Here is a 16,038-nt window from a genome sequence, read left to right on the forward strand (position 1 = left end):
CGCGGCGCGCGCAAATTTCCCGTCCATGTCCGCTCTCGACCGCGTCAACAATATCGGCGACCTCCGCATGCTGGCACGCAAACGCCTGCCGCGGATGGTGTTTGACTATATTGATGGCGGCGCGGATGACGAAGTCACACTGAAGGATAATCCCGGACGTTTTGCCGACTACAAACTTCTCTGGAAGGCGCTGGTCGATATTTCCGAGATTGACCTCAAGACCTCGGTCATGGGATCTGCATGCGATGCTCCGATCATCGTTACGCCGACAGCCGCCCAGCGCCTGTTCAGCCCGCGCGGCGGTGAAGCCGCTGTCGCCCGCGCGGCAAACAGGGCCGGCCTGATCTATGGCCTGTCCACCCTGGCTTCGACCTCGATAGAGGATATCGCCACTATCACGGACGGGCCGAAATGGTTCCAGGTCTATGTCTGGAAGGACCGAGCCCTGGTCGAGGCCGCCCTCGAGCGCGCCCGGGCAGCCGGCTTTACCGGTCTGATCCTGACGGTCGACGTGCCCGTAGCAGGAAATCGCGAACGCGATCACGTCAACGCCTTCACCATCCCGCCGAAAATCAATGCCCAGACGGTGAGCCAGGTCCTGGCCCGCCCGGGCTACCTGTTCGACATGCTGACCACGCCGACCATCACGCCGGCGAACTACACCGATCTCGACCCGCAGGGTGACGGCATTATCCAGTATCTCAACCGCCAGTTTGACCGCACGGTCAGCTGGGAAGACGCGAAATGGATGAAAGAAGCCTGGGGCGGCCCGTTCGCAATCAAGGGCATCGCCCGCGCCGATGATGCCCGGCGCTGTGTCGATATCGGGGCCGATGCGGTGTGGATTTCCAATCATGGCGGACGCCAGCTCGACACGGCTCCGGCCACCATCGACACCCTGCCCGATATCGCGGCGGCGGTCGGGCATCAGATCGAAATCATTCTCGATGGCGGAATCCGCCGGGGCACCGATATCATCAAAGCGATCGCACTCGGCGCCCGCGCTGTCGCAGTTGGCCGACCCTATCTCTACGGGCTGGGCGCCGCGGGCGAAGCCGGTGTCAGCAAAGCCCTCGACTTTCTAATAAGCAGCCTGGAGCGCGACATGGCGCTGACGGGCGCGATAAGACTGAAAGATCTGACGCCGGACCTGGTCCGCCGTCCGGCCCTCTAACTCCCAAAGGACCGACCATGTTTGCAGCCGAAAGCCTTGTGCGCACCCTGATCAACCAGGGCGTCGACACCTGTTTCACAAATCCGGGAACGTCGGAAATGCACATGGTCGCCGCGCTCGACCGTGTCGACGGCATGAAATCTGTCCTGTGCCTGTTCGAGGGTGTCGCGACCGGGGCGGCCGACGGTTATGCGCGCATGGCAGGCAAGCCGGCCTGCACCCTGTTGCACCTCGGCCCGGGTGCCGGCAATGGCCTGGCCAACCTGCACAATGCCCGCCGCGGCTATGCGCCGGTGGTCAATATCGTCGGCGATCATGCCCGGGCCCATCTCGAACTCGACGCGCCGCTGACCTCGGATATTGAAGGCGTCTGTGCGCCGATGTCGCGCTGGGTCGGCACGGTGGAGACCCCGCAGGATATTTCGCGCATGGCCGTCGAGACGGTGAAGCAGGCCTATGGGCCCGAACGCGGTGTCGCGACCTTGGTCCTGCCGGCCGATTGCGCTTGGTCGGACGCGGAGCCGCAGGTCATTGAGCAAGTGGACATGCCTGATCTTGATGCGGTGCCACTGGATCAGCTCGACAAGGTCGCCAAGGCTCTGGAAGCGGCTTCATCCCCTGTCATCCTGCTCGGCGGCACCGCCTGCCTGGATGACGGTCTGCAAGCGGCCGGACGGATCGCCGAGGCTACCGGCGCCAGATTATTCATGGACACCTTCGTGCCCCGCATCGCACGCGGACACGGCCGCGTTGCACCGAAACGCCTGAGCTATCTGGGTGCCGAAGCGATGAAGGAACTCGAGGGCGCCGATCTTCTGGTTCTTGTCGGCACCAAGGCGCCAGTTGGTTTCTTCGCCTATCCCGGCGAACGCGGCACGTTTGCACCGCCTGAGGCGGAGATCGTCTCCGTCGGCGGGCCGTCTGACGAAGTCACTGAAGCCCTGATCATTCTCGCCGAAGCGATTGACACCCCGGCCAAAGTGCCCGGCATTGAAGCCAGTCAGGCCCCCAAGCTCATTCCGGACGCAGAGCTCAATCCCGGATTTGTTGGTCTGTCGCTGATGCGGCACATGCCGGAAGACTCGATCATTTGCGACGACGCCACGACCTCGGGTATGGGGGTTTTCCCCTGGACCCAGGCCGGACCGCGCCATGACTGGCTCTGCCTGACCGGTGGCGCGATCGGATCAGGTATGCCGCAGGCGGTCGGCGCCGCGCTGGCTTGCCCGGATCGCCAGGTCTTTGCCCTGTGCGGCGATGGCGCCGCTGCCTACACGCTACAGGCCCTGTGGACCCAGGCGCGCGAAAAACAGAATGTGATCAACATCGTCTTCGCCAATCACTCCTATCTGGTCCTGAATTTCGAACTCGCCCGCGTCGGTGCCGGCGAGCCGGGACCGGCGGCACAGCAAATGCTCTCACTGGATCATCCGAAGATGGACTGGGTCAAGCTGGCCGAAGGTTTCGGCGTCCCAGGACGCCGCGCGCGGACTGCTGGCGAGTTCGACAAGGCTCTGGTCGCCGCGCTTGACGCCGGTGGACCCCAATTGATCGTCGCGGAAATCTAGGCCGCGCGACCACCGCCTGCCCTAGCAGGCCAGGCGGTCCTTGGCCTGCTCACTGCCGAGCATGCGCATGAACATTGCCCGCAAGGCGGTCGGCTCAATGGGCTTGGGCAGATAATCCGAGAAGCCTTCTTCATTGAGGGCCCGGCGATTGTCTTCCGACGCCAGCGCGGTGACAGCGACGATCTTGGTTGCACCCGAACGCCGGTTTTCGCGGATACACCGCATCGCGGTAACGCCGTCCATCTCCGGCATCTGGACGTCCATAAGGATGATGTCATAGCGCTTGGCTGAGGCCATGTTGACAGCTTCACGACCGCCGGACGCCGTGTCGATATCGATGTCACCGCCGCGAATGGCCTGACCGAGCATGGCCCGCAGAACGATGAGGTTGGTCGGGACATCATCTACCAGCAGCAGACGCAGCGACTTGTCGACCTCAAGCGGTTCCAGCGGGACCGCCTCCGGCTCCTCTTCGACCCGCTGAACCGCCTGGTTGCGGATCTTCACGGTGAAGACCGATCCCACCCCGAGCGTCGATTTCACCGAAATCTCACCGCCCATACGGTCGACCAGCTTGCGGCAGATGGCAAGGCCGAGACCCGTCCCGCCATACTGGCGCTTCACGGAATTATCGACCTGGCTGAAGCTGTCGAATATCCGGGCCTGCTTGTCCGTAGGAATGCCAACGCCGGTATCGCCGACCGAGAAGGTCGTAGTGACGACCCCCGCCGCATCCGTCGTCTGCTCCACGGAAACAGAAATCCCGCCCAGGGTCGTGAATTTGAGGGCATTGCCCAGCAGATTGTTGAGGATCTGACGGATACGGACCGGGTCGCCCTTGACGCCCTGGACGTCCACACCGCTGAACCGCTCGTCAAAGCTCAACCCCTTGGCTTCCGCCTGGATGCGCCAGGTCGCGGCCAGGGACTGCACCAACTCACGCAAGTCGAAGGCGACATTCTCGAGTTCCAGCGCATTGGCTTCGATCTTGGACAGATCGAGAATGTCATTGAGCAGTTCCAGCAGGTTCTCGCCGGACTGATCCACCAGCTGCAGGCGTTCGCGCTGCTCATCGGTGAGACTGTCATCGTGCAAAAGCACATTGGTCATGCCCAGAACGCCGTTCAGGGGCGTACGGATTTCATGCCCCATATTGGCGAGGAATTCCGACTTGGCCTGGCTGGCCTCCTCCGCCTTGGCCAGGGCGAGCTGTAATTTCTCGTTCTGGTCGCGCAGTATCTCCGCGGTTTGCTCGTTTGACGATCGCAGGATGGACCCGAAAAAGACGATCCACACCGTCGACAGCATGCTGGCAAAAACCAGGGCCGGCAGCATGAGCTGCGGGTCGTATTGCAGTTCCGTGCCGAGATAGTTGAAACCGCCATAGAGAACGGTGGCGTAAAAGGCGCCAACAGGGATGGTCGCCAGCAATGCTGCGCGCCAGCCCCAGGCAATGTAGGCGCCCAGAACGATACCCGGCACATAGGCCGCAGACGGCGGGAAAGAGCCGCGATTGGCCCAGGCGACAGCGAGAAACATCACCGAGGAGGATACCAGTATCCAGCCCAGAACCAGATTTGGCCGGCGCAGCCGCAACCCGATTATGCCGACCCCGAAAGCACTGACCGCGCTGAGGAGTGCCAGCTCGACCATGCCCGGACGCCCCTGCCCGGTGGCCGACAGAATGACCGCATTGATCACAGCAGTCACAGCCAGGATAAGCGAGAAGGTAAAGGCGATACGGGACTTGATGGCCCGCTGCAGATCCACAGCCGGGTCAGCCCCAATCAGCTTGTCGACGAGATTCCAGAACACTGAATACAACCTCCGCTAGGGGTGTTGTAATAGAGTATGATTAAAAAAGCCCAACCAGGACTGGGAAACTAGTCTTCTACCGGCATGATGCTGGCGACCTTGGTGACGTCGAGGACCTGTTTAACATTGTGTCCGCCACCGCGAAGCCGGACGACCTTGCCCTGCTTCTTGCCGCGCTCATGGGCCAGCAACAACATGCCGACGCCTGCGGAATCGAGGGCGCTGACATCGGCAAGATCGAAAATGACACTGTCGCCGCTGAGCCCGTCAATGGCATCAAGGGCGCCCTTGAACACCTCGTGATCATCGAAACGGAAAGTACCGGAGAGCTTCACCGTCAGCGTGTTCGCGGCAGTCGCGGTAATGAATTGCATGCTGACGGCTCCGTAGAGAAAAGCGATTCAGGTTCGACCGGCTCCAATCTAACCGGCTCGTGCCGGTTCACCAACGCGGCAATTCCGGCGTGGTTTCAAATTTGTGTAAAATTTTAAAACCTGGCGGTCGGACACCGCCGGTTCGGTCCGCCCGTAAGACATGAATAATCCACTGGACGCAGCATAAAGATATCTTTATATACCGATGTGCGCCGATTTGAGCTTCAGCTTGCGGGCGCGGAACAAGTGCAGCTAAAGCGGAGCGCCGTAGATATGAAACGATCCTGATTGGATCCTTGCGGCGTGCTGTCTTCTCGTTCCGGGCTTTTCAAGCTTATCCAGAACAGAGGAGACGTTTGATGCCTAACCCCACAATCCAACGCCAGAGCCCGGCTCCTCTCATGATTATGCGGGCAAGCAGGATCCAGCCCGTCTCATCTTGCGCCTTGCCCGACGGGGCGTGTTGATGCTGCCGGCCCTGAGAATCCCGCCCGCCGCCGCCCGTTTCGCTGTGCGCGACTTACAGACAACCATCGACCTGCCAGGACAGGCCGCGACGACGATTGTGCACGGCCGCCTGGCCGGTAACCCCGACGCCGCGCCGGTAATAGTGCTTGGCGGGGTCTCGGCTGATCGCCGGGTTCTGTCCGATGAGCATGGCCCTGGCTGGTGGCCAGGCGTCGCGGCGCGCGGCGGTGCCCTCGACCCGGATCATGTTCAGATCCTGTCGATGGACTTTCTCGGCAGCGCATCGGGAGAACCCGCGCGGCTGCAAGACCAGGCCAGCGCCGCCTTGGCCCTGGCTGATGCAGCCGGGATAGAGCAATTCTCCATCATCGGCGCCAGCTTCGGCGGCACGGTAGCGCTGGAGATCGCTGCGCGCGCCCCGCAACGCGTAACCGGTCTCGATCTGCTCTGCGCGGCGGCCGGGATCCACCCCATGGCCCAGGCCTGGCGCTCGATCCAGCGCGAAATCCTGGAACTGGCCCTCGATGCCGGCCTTGGCGCACGCGGGGTGGACATCGCCCGCCGCCTCGCCATGACCACCTATCGCACGCCGGAAGAATTCGCCCAGAGGTTTGGCCCGGCCGGTCCGGATGACCGGTGTGACCGCGGTGTGGAGGGCTATCTGCAGGCACGCGGAAGCGATTATGCCCGCACTGTATCTCCGGAGCGCTACTTGTCCCGGCTCGACGCCATGCAGGCGCCCGCAGGGGGGCTTGAGCGCATTTGTGCCCCGACGCGGCTTCTGGCGATCCGAAGCGACCGCCTGGTTCCGCCGGCAGAAATCCATGCCACAGCCCAGGCCCTTACGGCGGTGCGCGCCGAGGTCATCGAGATCGACAGCCTCTACGGCCATGACGGCTTCCTCAAGGATGCCGGGCCGGTGAATGAATTCCTCAAGGACCGGTCATGACCACATCACGCACCCGCGCTGTGCGCGCAGGTATCAATACCGATCCGGGCCATGGCGCTGTTATCGCACCGGTACACGTATCCGCCGCCTACCGGCGTGAAAACCCGGCACAACCGGGCCAGTTCGACTATGCCCGAACCGGCCAGCCGGGTCGCGCAGAGCTCGCCAAGGCGCTAGCGGCCCTAGAAGGCACAGCCGGAGCCGTGATCACCGCCTCCGGTATGGCGGCGATCGATATCCTTCTCAATCTGCTGCCCAATGGCGCCCGCATCATTTGTGCGCATGATTGTTACGGCGGGACCCGGCGGATTTTCGATGCCCGGGCCGGTCAGCGCGGCTTTGACCTCGTCTATGCCGATTGCACCGACCCGGCTGCGCTGCGCCGCGCAGTAACCGCGGGCACCGCTCTGCTTTTCCTTGAAACGCCATCCAATCCGCGCCTGCGCCTGACCGATCTGGACCTTGCCATCAGCCTGGCCAAAAAGGCCGGTGCGCTCGTGGCGGTCGACAATACGATATTGTCCCCGGCGCTGCAGCGCCCAGCCGAGTTCGGCGCCGACTTCGTCATCAATTCCCTGACCAAGATCATTAATGGTCATTCCGACATGGTTGGCGGTGTGATCTGTGCCCGCGACCCCGGCCATGTCGAGGCGTTGGCCTGGTGGGCCAATGCCGCAGGAGCCGTCGGCGGCGCCTTTGACGCCTTTCTCGCCCTGCGCGGCCTGCGCACCCTGCCGGTCCGCGCCAAGGCGCAGTCAGACAGCGCACTCGAGATTGCCCGCCATCTCAGCCACCACCCCCGAGTCCTGCGGGTCGACTACCCGGGACTGGAAGATCACCCCGGTCACGCCATTGCGGCCCGTCAGCAGGATGGTTTCGGCCCGTTGATGAGCCTCGAGCTCGACGGTGGCACAGAAGCCGCCCGCCAATTCGTGCAGACACTGCAGCTCTTCACCCTGGCCCAGTCCCTGGGCGGGGTGGAGAGCCTGTGTTCGATCCCGGCAACGATGACGCACGCGGCGATGACGCCAGAGGCGCGGATTGAAGCCGGGGTCGGCAACGGGCTTGTGCGCCTGTCGGTCGGTCTGGAAAGCCCGCAGGACCTGTGCGCCGACCTCGATCAGGCCCTCGGCTAGCTCTAGCGGCGGAGTGGCTAGGCGCTAACCCAGAACCAGCGCCAAAACGGCTCCGATCACACCGCCAGCCATATAGGCGCCGCCCGTCTCGACCGTCATTACGGCTTCATAGATATGACCGTCATGCTCGAAGCGATGCTAGGGATTGAACCCGATCGTGCGCAGCTCCGATACAAGCGCGCCATTGATCCAGATCTTCTCCTTGCCCGTCCAAGCCGACAGCCAGACGCCAATCTCCACATCGTCCTGCTTGAACTTGAGCGACGCGCCATGCTTGAGCGACAGCGTCGCATCGACCAGCCCGCGTGCAATGAAGTCATGATCAGCCATCACGTGATCCGCCATTTCAGAGACCTTTCAGAGCATAGCGCCGCAATCAACCGAAGCGACTTAATGCGATGACCAGCGCAACAATGCCACCGCCAAGCAGGAGAAAGAAAACCACTTCCCAGCCGCTTGCTCCGGCCAGCGCCTTTTTTCGCTCTGTCATCATGACCATACTCCGCTCGCTTACCGCTGCATCAAACCAGAGTCTTCCATGACGCAAACAAGACGTCACCGTCTACGACACAGACGCGACAGCGCTGCCTAAGCGGTGTGACAGCAATACGTCACACCATATTTTTCAGGGAGTTGGCGAGAGTGCTACGCGATAGGCTCCGGGCTCTCCGGATATGACCCAGCCGGCGTCGGCGAGGCCCGGCAGGACAAACCCAGCCGGGTCATCCAGATCGGACTGCCGGACGCTGTCGATCCATGCCGCGAGCCGTGCGTCCGCTCCCAGGCTGACCAGGACGGCGTGAAAATCCTCCACCGTGTAGAGCCGGTCTGAATGCTCCAGCCCGCGCGCGATCAGCTCCGACCATAATTGCGAAAGGCCAGCGGACGGGTCTGTAGGGCGGATGCTGAAGCCGGCACGCCAATTCATCAGCACACCGCAACTGTAATGCGCACCATACCGCCCGCGCTCAATGGCGGCATCCAGCGGTCCGCCTTCCAGTTCGCCGATACATCCATTCAGTGCCCTGGACAGGCGCTCTTGGAGAAATTCCTGGTCAATCAGACCGGCGTCGATGAGTGCGAACCAGCTCAATAGATCGGCACTGCCCTCATGCATCCAGGCCTCGTTGAGCTGGGCATTGGTGACAAGGTCGCCATTCCAAAGATGCACCGCTTCATGGACCATCAACCGGGTGACAAAACGGTCGACCATGTCCTGCATAGCGGGATCGTCGCTGAACAGGCGGCCGCCGCCGACTTCAATAGCGACCTGGTTGTCGAGCACCCCGCCGCGAAAGGCGATACCATCGCCGACATCGGTACGCTCGGCCAGGATCAGGACGGGCTGAACCGGCAAGGCCTGCCCCAGCGCGCGCTCTATCCCCGCAATCGCGTCTTCAAGCGCGGCACTCACAACTTGCGACATTCGCGCCGGGATGGTGTCAGCGACAAATACGGCCGTCGCCGCGTCAACGCTCTGGTGTGCCGTGCCGAACAGGGCAAAGGCGCCGATTTGCGGATTGAAGACATGGCTGTCTGATGCCGTGCTGGGGCCGCCATGGACCAGAACCGTTTCCTGCAAGCGGCTATCAAAGCGGAAACGGTGCTCTGCGGCGCGCAGATCATCAGCGCTCGGGACGTCGTCCTCGCACACGCCCGCAAGCATGAACTGACCGGTATAGATCGCGATGGCCTCACCACCGAGGGGAAGGAAAGACTGATTGTCGAACAAGACGGGATGGTCGCGATGGCTGAGCTCGATCGTGATCTGGTCAACCGGTTGGCCCGCTGTCAGATAATCGATGTTCGCGCTGCGGCTCAGCGCGACATGGTCGCCAGTCACTGTCCAGCGTGCGGTACGAAAATCATCGCCGCTACGCATAAAGGCCCAGCGCGCGTGCGGTTGGTCGAAGTGATAGCGAATTTGCCAGTTGTCCCGGTCGACCCGCTCAATCTCGACTTCAACACCCGGGTTGCAGTCAGCCAAGGCCATTGAGCCCCCCGCCAGCGCGGCCGCAAGCCCGGACCAAATCATGTTCAACTGTCTCATCATAGGCATCACCTGACGAGAGCGCGCCCGCAGTGGCAATGTAATAATTCTGACATTTCAGTGAGCTGGCGCCCGGACTCGCTAGAGCTTCAGCCCGCCATGACCGTGCTCGAGCTCGCGGATAATGGTGTCGCGCAGGCGCTCGGCCGCGGGTGGGATGGAAGAGGCTTCCAACAGCGCCATTTCCGTATCCGACAGATCCGGCAGACCGCTCTCGGCGGCATCAAGCATGAAGAGGTCGTCCGGCACCATATCCTTGGCCAGAACGCTCACTCCGAGCCCGGCCCGCACCGCCGCATGGGTGCCGGCAAGCGAGGCGCAGGTATAGACAATCCGCCAGGGCCGGCCGGCCTGGTCGAGCGCCTCGGTGGCGCGCTTGCGATAGACACAAGGAGACGGCGACACAACGAGGGGCAGATCGGTCTGTTCCGCGGCGCCTTCCGAGGCGCCGACCCAGACCAGCGGCTCACGCCAGACCCGGCGGCCGGTGAGCGCGTCATCCGGTTCGCGTTTGACGATTGCCAGGTCCAGCCCGCCGCTGTCGAAACGCTGGACCAGGTCCAGGGTCAGCTCACAGCGCATTTCCAGAACCACGTCCGGGTGGCTGGCAGCGAAGCGCGAGAGCACATTGGCCAGGTGCACCGTGGCGAAATCCTCCGGTGCGCCGAGCCGGACAACACCGGTCAGCCGCTGCTCGTCGAACCGGGTCACCAGCTCATCATGCAAAGAGAGTATCTTCCGGGCTTTCTCCAGCAGGGCCTCGCCATCATTGGTCGGTCGCAGGTGATGCGGCGAGCGATCCAGCAGGCGGACCCGGAGCTGCGACTCAAGGCGTTTGATCTGCAGCGATACGGTCGACTGGCTCAGATGCAGGCGTTTGGCCGCAGCGCTGAAACCACGGCTCTCCACCACGGTGACGAAGGCGCGCAGAAGGTCGGGATGAAGACTGTGGGGCATGATTGCGATATTTAATAATGACGGCGACGAAAATCAATTTCACACATGGTGACGTATAGGGTAGGCGGTGCGCCAAACTTGTGTGTGAAGAAGGACGTCAACGTGAATCTGACTGTAAATCCGAACGATATTTCCGAGGCGCAGGGCAGCGTCGAAACCCCGCTCATCACTGTGGCATCCGGCGACGGCATCGGCCCGGAAATCATGGATGCGGCGCTCAAAGTGCTCGAGGCCGGCGGCGCACGCTTCCAGGCTGAGCCGATCGAGATCGGGGAAAAGGTCTATCTGTCGGGCATCAGCGCCGGGATCACCCCGGAAGCCTGGGACAGCCTTCGCCGTACGCGCGTCTTCTTCAAGGCGCCGATCACCACGCCGCAGGGCGGCGGCTATAAAAGCCTCAATGTCACCGTGCGCAAATCGCTCGGCCTGTTCGCCAATGTCCGCCCCTGTGCGGCCTATGCGCCCTACATCGCCACCAAGCATCCCGACATGGATGTCGTCATTGTGCGCGAGAATGAGGAAGACCTTTATGCCGGTATCGAGCACCGTCAGACCGATGAGGTCTATCAGTGCCTGAAGCTGATCTCGCGCCCGGGCTGCGAGAAGATCGTCCGCTATGCGTTCGAATACGCGCGCGCCTATGGCCGCAAAAAAGTGACCTGCATGGTGAAAGACAACATCATGAAGCTCACCGACGGTTTGTTCGCCAAGGTCTTTGACGAGATCTCGGCGGAGTATTCCGACATCGCGGCTGAACACTACATCATCGATATCGGCACCGCCCGCCTCGCCGACGCACCGGAGCGCTTCGACGTCATCGTCACGCCGAACCTGTATGGCGACATCATCTCCGACGTGGCGGCCGAAGTTGCCGGCTCAGTCGGTCTGGGCGCCTCCGCCAATATCGGCGCCAGCTGCGCCATGTTCGAGGCCATTCACGGCTCGGCCCCGGATATTGCCGGCAAGAACATCGCCAACCCGTCCGGCCTCATCCTGGCCGGCGTGATGATGCTGGTGCATCTCGGCCAGAGCGAAGCTGCCTCGCGCATTCATAATGCCTGGCTGAAGACCGTGGAGGACGGCTTCGGCACCGGCGATATGAAGCCGACCGAACAGCCGCTCGGCACCAAGGAATTCGCCCAGGCCGTGGTCGAGCGCATGGGTCAGCACCCGGCCACCTTGCCGAAAGCCAATTACGCCGCCGACGCCAAGCCGATCACCATCCAGCAGCCCGAGCGCAAGGCTCCGGCGGTCAAGGAAATGGTCGGTGTTGATGTCTTCGTGCAGCATGCCGGCGCCGCCGACGCGCTGGCCGAAGCTCTGCAGGCGGCGTCCAACGAGGCCTTCGAGCTGGTCCTGATCACCAATCGCGGCGTCAAGGTCTGGCCGGAAGGTCTGCCGGAGACCTTCTGCACCGATCACTGGCGCTGCCGCTTCCACGCTACGGGCAAGGCCGGCATCCTCGATGTCGCCGACCTGCTCGGCAAGCTGGGCACGGCCGGGATCGACGCCATCAAGACGGAAAATCTCTACACGTTTGACGGTGAACGCGGTTACTCGCTCGGCCAGGGTCAGTAAACCCGGCCAAGCCCTGGAACAAGAAGCCCTCCCCGGCGCTCCCGGGGAGGGCTTTTTCTTGTCCGCGCTCCGGCTCTCCGGATCGCCGAATCAATTCAGCCAGCTACCGATCATCCCGAGGAAAATCACACCAGCAATGAAAGCCACCTGGAGGGCGAATCCGAGCAGATAGCGCTGATAAAAGTCCATTTTATCAATATGGTGCTGCAGGTCAGAGAGTATATTCATGATCATTCTTTCGTCTTGTTTTTTGTCAGTATACATACCTTTTTATTGACCTACAAATCGTCCGGCTTTCGAGCCTCCGGGGCGACCGTCAAAAGCGCATAGAAAAAGGCCCGCCACACCAAAGTGCCGCGGGCCTTGATCGTTTCGACGTGAGCGCTGCGCTTACTGCACGCGCTCGACGGAAATGCCTTCCGCTTCCAGCAGGGCCGGAACCCCGTCCGGACCAACCAGGTGTCCGGCACCCACGACGATCAGCGTATTGCCGGAGCCGTCCAGCATGGTCTGGATTTCGTCGACCCAGTGCTGGTTGCGCTGGACGAGAAGCACGTCATAGACCTCCGGGCCCGCTTCCAGCATGCCGTCATGGAAAATGGTGTTAAGGCTCTCGATATCACCCGCCGCCCAGGCCGCGACCATGCGATCAAGCATGTCCGGGTCATTCTCGATCTGGTCGAGCGAGGAGGTCAGGAAATGCAGCTCCACCTCCGGCGACAGGCCGGCAAAGAAGCCGAACTGGTCCTCGAAGGTCTCAAAATAGCGCTCACGCTCGTCCTCGGTGACCGCCGCCAGGGTCATCTCGACGCCCGCCATCGGATTATAACCGGCTTGCTGCACGCCGAGCATGGCGATCGACACGCCCGCCAGCCAGGGACGTAGCGGCTCGAGGTTCTGTGCCGGAAAACCGAACTGGGCGGCGACGCGGGCAAGCTGGGCGTTTTGCTCCTCGGTCAGCATGGAGCTGAGCGTCTGGCCCGGCGGGTTGAGACCATATTGCGGGATGATTTGCTGCGAAGCGGCCTGGGCCTCGGCGGTCATCGGCGTCTCGTAATAGACCTCGTCCGCTGCGGCGATCGCTGCCTCAAGTGCATCGGTACGCCATTGCGTGTCCTCGCGCAGAACGTGAACGGAACCGAAGAGCAGGATCTCGCTGTCTTCATCGGCCACTTTCCACATCGCCGGATCGGCCTGCGCCGCGGCGGTCATCGCAATTGCACTCAATGCACCAAGCAGAAATTTTTTCATCGACTTTCCCTTGTTACCAACCGTTACATCCAGCCCGGCCCGAGCGGCCGGCCGTGATGTCTGAAATCTCAGCCGCGATACCACCATTGATCTACGGCAGCCCCGCGACAGTCGTTTAAATGGCATGCGACACGGATGCGGCATAGGCGGATTGGACAGAGATGCTTCCCCCCTTCACCGGCAGCGATGATCTCATCGCGAAAGACAGCGCAAATTGACGCACCCCGGCGGGCCGGGCTGATCAGTGTCGCCGACTGGTCGACGCGGGATGTGGATGCAATAGCAGGCGGATTGCGCCCTAGGCCGGGATTTCCCGCCCGCGCCCGGCCGCGCCCCGACAATCCTGCAAGTCCGGTTTGCGCCGGAGTGTTGCAGTTTTGCGATTGATTATCACTTTCCTTCGCATTAGGGGTCATTGCGAATACTTCGCAGGGACAAGAATTATGTACAAATCCTCGCTCGCTCTGATGAGCGCGACCGCGCTTTCGCTCACCCTAGGCATCGCACCGGCCATGGCTGACAATGCCGATGCGGCAGACCGCGAGCAGATCATAGTCACCGGTCAGGTTCTGTATGCGAACCAGATCAATGCCCTGCGCACCCCGACGCCGATCATTGACGTGCCCCAGAGCCTGTCGATCATTTCCGCCGAGGAAATCTCCCAGCGCGGCTTCAACAGCATCGGCCAGATCATCGACTACACGCCGGGTGTGAACACCTCCCAGGGCGAAGGCCATCGCGATTCCGTCGTCTTCCGCGGCGTGCGCTCGACGGCCGACTTCTTCATCGACGGCGTGCGCGACGACGTGCAGTACTACCGTCCGCTCTACAATCTGGAACAGGTCGAGATCCTGCGCGGACCCAATGCGCTGCTATTCGGCCGTGGCGGTACGGGCGGTATTCTCAACCGCGTCACCAAGAAAGCCGAGCTCGACGAGAGCTTCACCGGCTACCAGCTCTCGCTCGACAGTTTCGGCGGTTACGGCCTGCAGCTCGATCATAATGTCTCGGCTGACGAGAACTCGGCTTTCCGCATCAACGCCATGTATGAGAGCCTCGATAATCATCGCGATTTCTATGATGGCGAGCGCATCGGCGTGAACCCGACCGCGCGCTTCCAGCTCGGCGAGATGACCCGGCTCGACCTGTCCTATGAATATCTCGACCATGAGCGCTTCATCGATCGCGGCATCCCCACCGGCGCCGATGGTGAACCGGTCGAGGCCTTCCAGGACATTGTCTTCGGCGATGAGGATCTGAACTTCCACACGCTCGACGCCCATGTCTTCCGGGCCACGCTGCAGCACCAGTTCTCCGATACGATGAAGGGCCGCCTGAGCGCTTTTTACGGCGATTATGACAAGGTCTATCAGAACCTCTACGCCTCCAGCTATGACGCGGTGAACACGCCGGACCAGGTTGGCCTCGACGGTTATCTCGACACCACCCAGCGCCAGAACCTGATCCTCTCGGCCGACCTGATCGGCCAGTTTGAAATGGCCGGCTTCAACCACACCTTCGTCACCGGCGTGGAGTTCATCGATACGGTCAACAATAATGACCGCCTCAACCCGGTCTGGTCGGACAGCAATGACGATGTGGAATTCTTCACCATCGCCCGTCCGCTGGCGACCGGCGGCGGCAGTGGCACGGCCGCCAACGGCAATGCGACCACGCTCGCCTTCTCCGACCCGAATGACGACACCGAAGCTGATGTCCGCGTCTTCTCCGCCTATATCCAGGACGAGATCGAGATCTCCGATCAGCTCGACATTGTCATCGGCGCGCGCTTCGACAGTTTCGAGATCGAGGTCTACAACGTGCTGGCCGACGAGCTGCGCGAACGCACCGACGAGAACGTCTCCCCGCGCCTCGGCCTGGTCTACAAGCCGCAGGAAAACGTCTCGCTCTACGCCTCCTACTCCGAGAGCTTCCTGCCGCGTTCGGGCGAGCAGTTCGCCGCCATCAATGGCAGCAATAACGCCCTCGACCCGAATGAGTTCACCAATCTGGAAGCGGGTCTGAAATGGGACCTGGCGTCCAATCTCAGCTTCACTGGCTCGATCTTCGAGATCGAGCAGCGCTCGCCCCAGGTCGCCGATAATGACCCGGCAACGCTGGACGTGATCGAGTCCGAGATCACCGGTTTCGAACTGCAGCTGCAAGGCCAGCTCACCGAGGCCTGGTTCATCTCCGCCGGCTACAGCTATCTCGACGGCGAGCAGGTCAACCGCACCGGCAATACCGGCCTGCGCCCGCGCGAGCTGCCGGAGAACACGCTGTCGCTGTGGAATGTCTACCAGGTCAGCGACGCGCTCGGCCGCGGCCTCGGCCTGACCTATCAGGACGAGACCTTCATCAATAATTCCAACACCGCCATCCTGCCGGCCTATACCCGCGTGGATGCCGCGGCCTTTTACGACATGTCCGAGCGCTTCCGCCTGCAGCTCAACATCGAGAACCTGACCGACGAACTCTACTTCCCCAACGCCCACAGCACGCACCAGGCCAGCGTCGGCGCCCCGCTGAACGCACGCGTGACGCTGCGCGGACGGTTCTAGGACCCACGCCGATCAGCTCTGAAATGCAAAAGCCGGAACGTCTCAGCGTTCCGGCTTTTTGTTTGGCGATGGGAACGACCGCGCGAGCCAATCACCTCAGGGGCGAACCCAGAGTAATTGGTGCCCATTTCCGCCTACCGGCAGGACGGCGGACAGC

At 62.1% G+C, this 16,038-nt stretch carries 13 protein-coding genes; 6 read left to right on the plus strand and 7 right to left on the minus strand.

Annotation, left to right across the window (positions count from 1 at the left end):
- Positions 1 to 25 precede the first annotated feature (25 nt).
- On the plus strand, positions 26 to 1,174 hold the full coding sequence (locus Q1V57_RS10280; RefSeq protein ID WP_300530266.1) for an alpha-hydroxy acid oxidase: 1,149 nt from the start codon (positions 26 to 28) through the stop codon (positions 1,172 to 1,174).
- 17 nt (positions 1,175 to 1,191) lie between these two features.
- Entirely contained in the window at positions 1,192 to 2,742 is a 1,551-nt protein-coding gene (locus Q1V57_RS10285; RefSeq protein ID WP_300530268.1) for an acetolactate synthase large subunit, read from the plus strand.
- Positions 2,743 to 2,763: 21 nt separating this feature from the next.
- Here the strand turns inward: Q1V57_RS10285 and Q1V57_RS10290 are convergent, their stop codons facing one another.
- Both Q1V57_RS10290 and Q1V57_RS10295 read right to left on the minus strand, forming a co-directional pair.
- Positions 2,764 to 4,557, minus strand: a complete 1,794-nt coding sequence (locus Q1V57_RS10290) for an ATP-binding protein (protein ID WP_300530270.1) — start codon at positions 4,555 to 4,557, stop codon at positions 2,764 to 2,766.
- Between the two features lie 68 nt (positions 4,558 to 4,625).
- Complete coding sequence (locus Q1V57_RS10295; protein ID WP_300530272.1) at positions 4,626 to 4,931, minus strand: STAS domain-containing protein; 306 nt, start codon at positions 4,929 to 4,931, stop codon at positions 4,626 to 4,628.
- Between the two features lie 466 nt (positions 4,932 to 5,397).
- Between Q1V57_RS10295 and Q1V57_RS10300 the strand changes: the two genes are divergently transcribed.
- Both Q1V57_RS10300 and Q1V57_RS10305 read left to right on the plus strand, forming a co-directional pair.
- Positions 5,398 to 6,348 (plus strand): alpha/beta fold hydrolase, encoded by a 951-nt coding sequence (locus Q1V57_RS10300; RefSeq protein ID WP_300530273.1) that lies wholly within the window; start codon positions 5,398 to 5,400, stop codon positions 6,346 to 6,348.
- Positions 6,345 to 7,484: a PLP-dependent transferase gene (locus Q1V57_RS10305; RefSeq protein ID WP_300530275.1), complete on the plus strand. Its 1,140-nt coding sequence runs from the start codon at positions 6,345 to 6,347 to the stop codon at positions 7,482 to 7,484. Before Q1V57_RS10300 ends, Q1V57_RS10305 begins: the two co-directional genes overlap by 4 nt.
- A 138-nt stretch (positions 7,485 to 7,622) precedes the next feature.
- On the opposite strand, the gene Q1V57_RS10310 is transcribed toward Q1V57_RS10305, so the two are convergent.
- The 3 genes from Q1V57_RS10310 to Q1V57_RS10320 all read right to left on the minus strand — a co-directional run bounded on the left by Q1V57_RS10310 (position 7,623) and on the right by Q1V57_RS10320 (position 10,491).
- Entirely contained in the window at positions 7,623 to 7,814 is a 192-nt protein-coding gene (locus Q1V57_RS10310) for a hypothetical protein (protein WP_300530277.1), read from the minus strand.
- Between the two features lie 295 nt (positions 7,815 to 8,109).
- Positions 8,110 to 9,477 (minus strand): M1 family aminopeptidase, encoded by a 1,368-nt coding sequence (locus Q1V57_RS10315; protein ID WP_300530278.1) that lies wholly within the window; start codon positions 9,475 to 9,477, stop codon positions 8,110 to 8,112.
- 138 nt (positions 9,478 to 9,615) lie between these two features.
- Complete coding sequence (locus tag Q1V57_RS10320; protein ID WP_300530280.1) at positions 9,616 to 10,491, minus strand: LysR family transcriptional regulator; 876 nt, start codon at positions 10,489 to 10,491, stop codon at positions 9,616 to 9,618.
- Positions 10,492 to 10,599: 108 nt separating this feature from the next.
- Here Q1V57_RS10320 and Q1V57_RS10325 point away from each other — a divergent pair, with 108 nt between their 5' ends.
- The gene (locus Q1V57_RS10325; RefSeq protein ID WP_366145132.1) at positions 10,600 to 12,069 is read left to right on the plus strand and encodes an NADP-dependent isocitrate dehydrogenase; all 1,470 of its coding nucleotides are present in this window, start codon (positions 10,600 to 10,602) and stop codon (positions 12,067 to 12,069) included.
- A 90-nt stretch (positions 12,070 to 12,159) separates the two neighbouring features.
- Here the strand turns inward: Q1V57_RS10325 and Q1V57_RS10330 are convergent, their stop codons facing one another.
- Positions 12,160 to 12,297, minus strand: coding sequence for a hypothetical protein (locus Q1V57_RS10330; RefSeq protein ID WP_300530284.1), 138 nt, complete (start codon positions 12,295 to 12,297; stop codon positions 12,160 to 12,162).
- Positions 12,298 to 12,459: 162 nt separating this feature from the next.
- Entirely contained in the window at positions 12,460 to 13,320 is an 861-nt protein-coding gene (locus Q1V57_RS10335) for a TraB/GumN family protein (RefSeq protein WP_300530286.1), read from the minus strand.
- 443 nt (positions 13,321 to 13,763) lie between these two features.
- Between Q1V57_RS10335 and Q1V57_RS10340 the strand changes: the two genes are divergently transcribed.
- Positions 13,764 to 15,881: a TonB-dependent siderophore receptor gene (locus Q1V57_RS10340; protein WP_300530288.1), complete on the plus strand. Its 2,118-nt coding sequence runs from the start codon at positions 13,764 to 13,766 to the stop codon at positions 15,879 to 15,881.
- The last annotated feature ends 157 nt before the right edge of the window (positions 15,882 to 16,038 follow it).

It is taken from the genome of Maricaulis sp., assembly GCF_030149425.1.
Lineage (GTDB): Bacteria > Pseudomonadota > Alphaproteobacteria > Caulobacterales > Maricaulaceae > Maricaulis.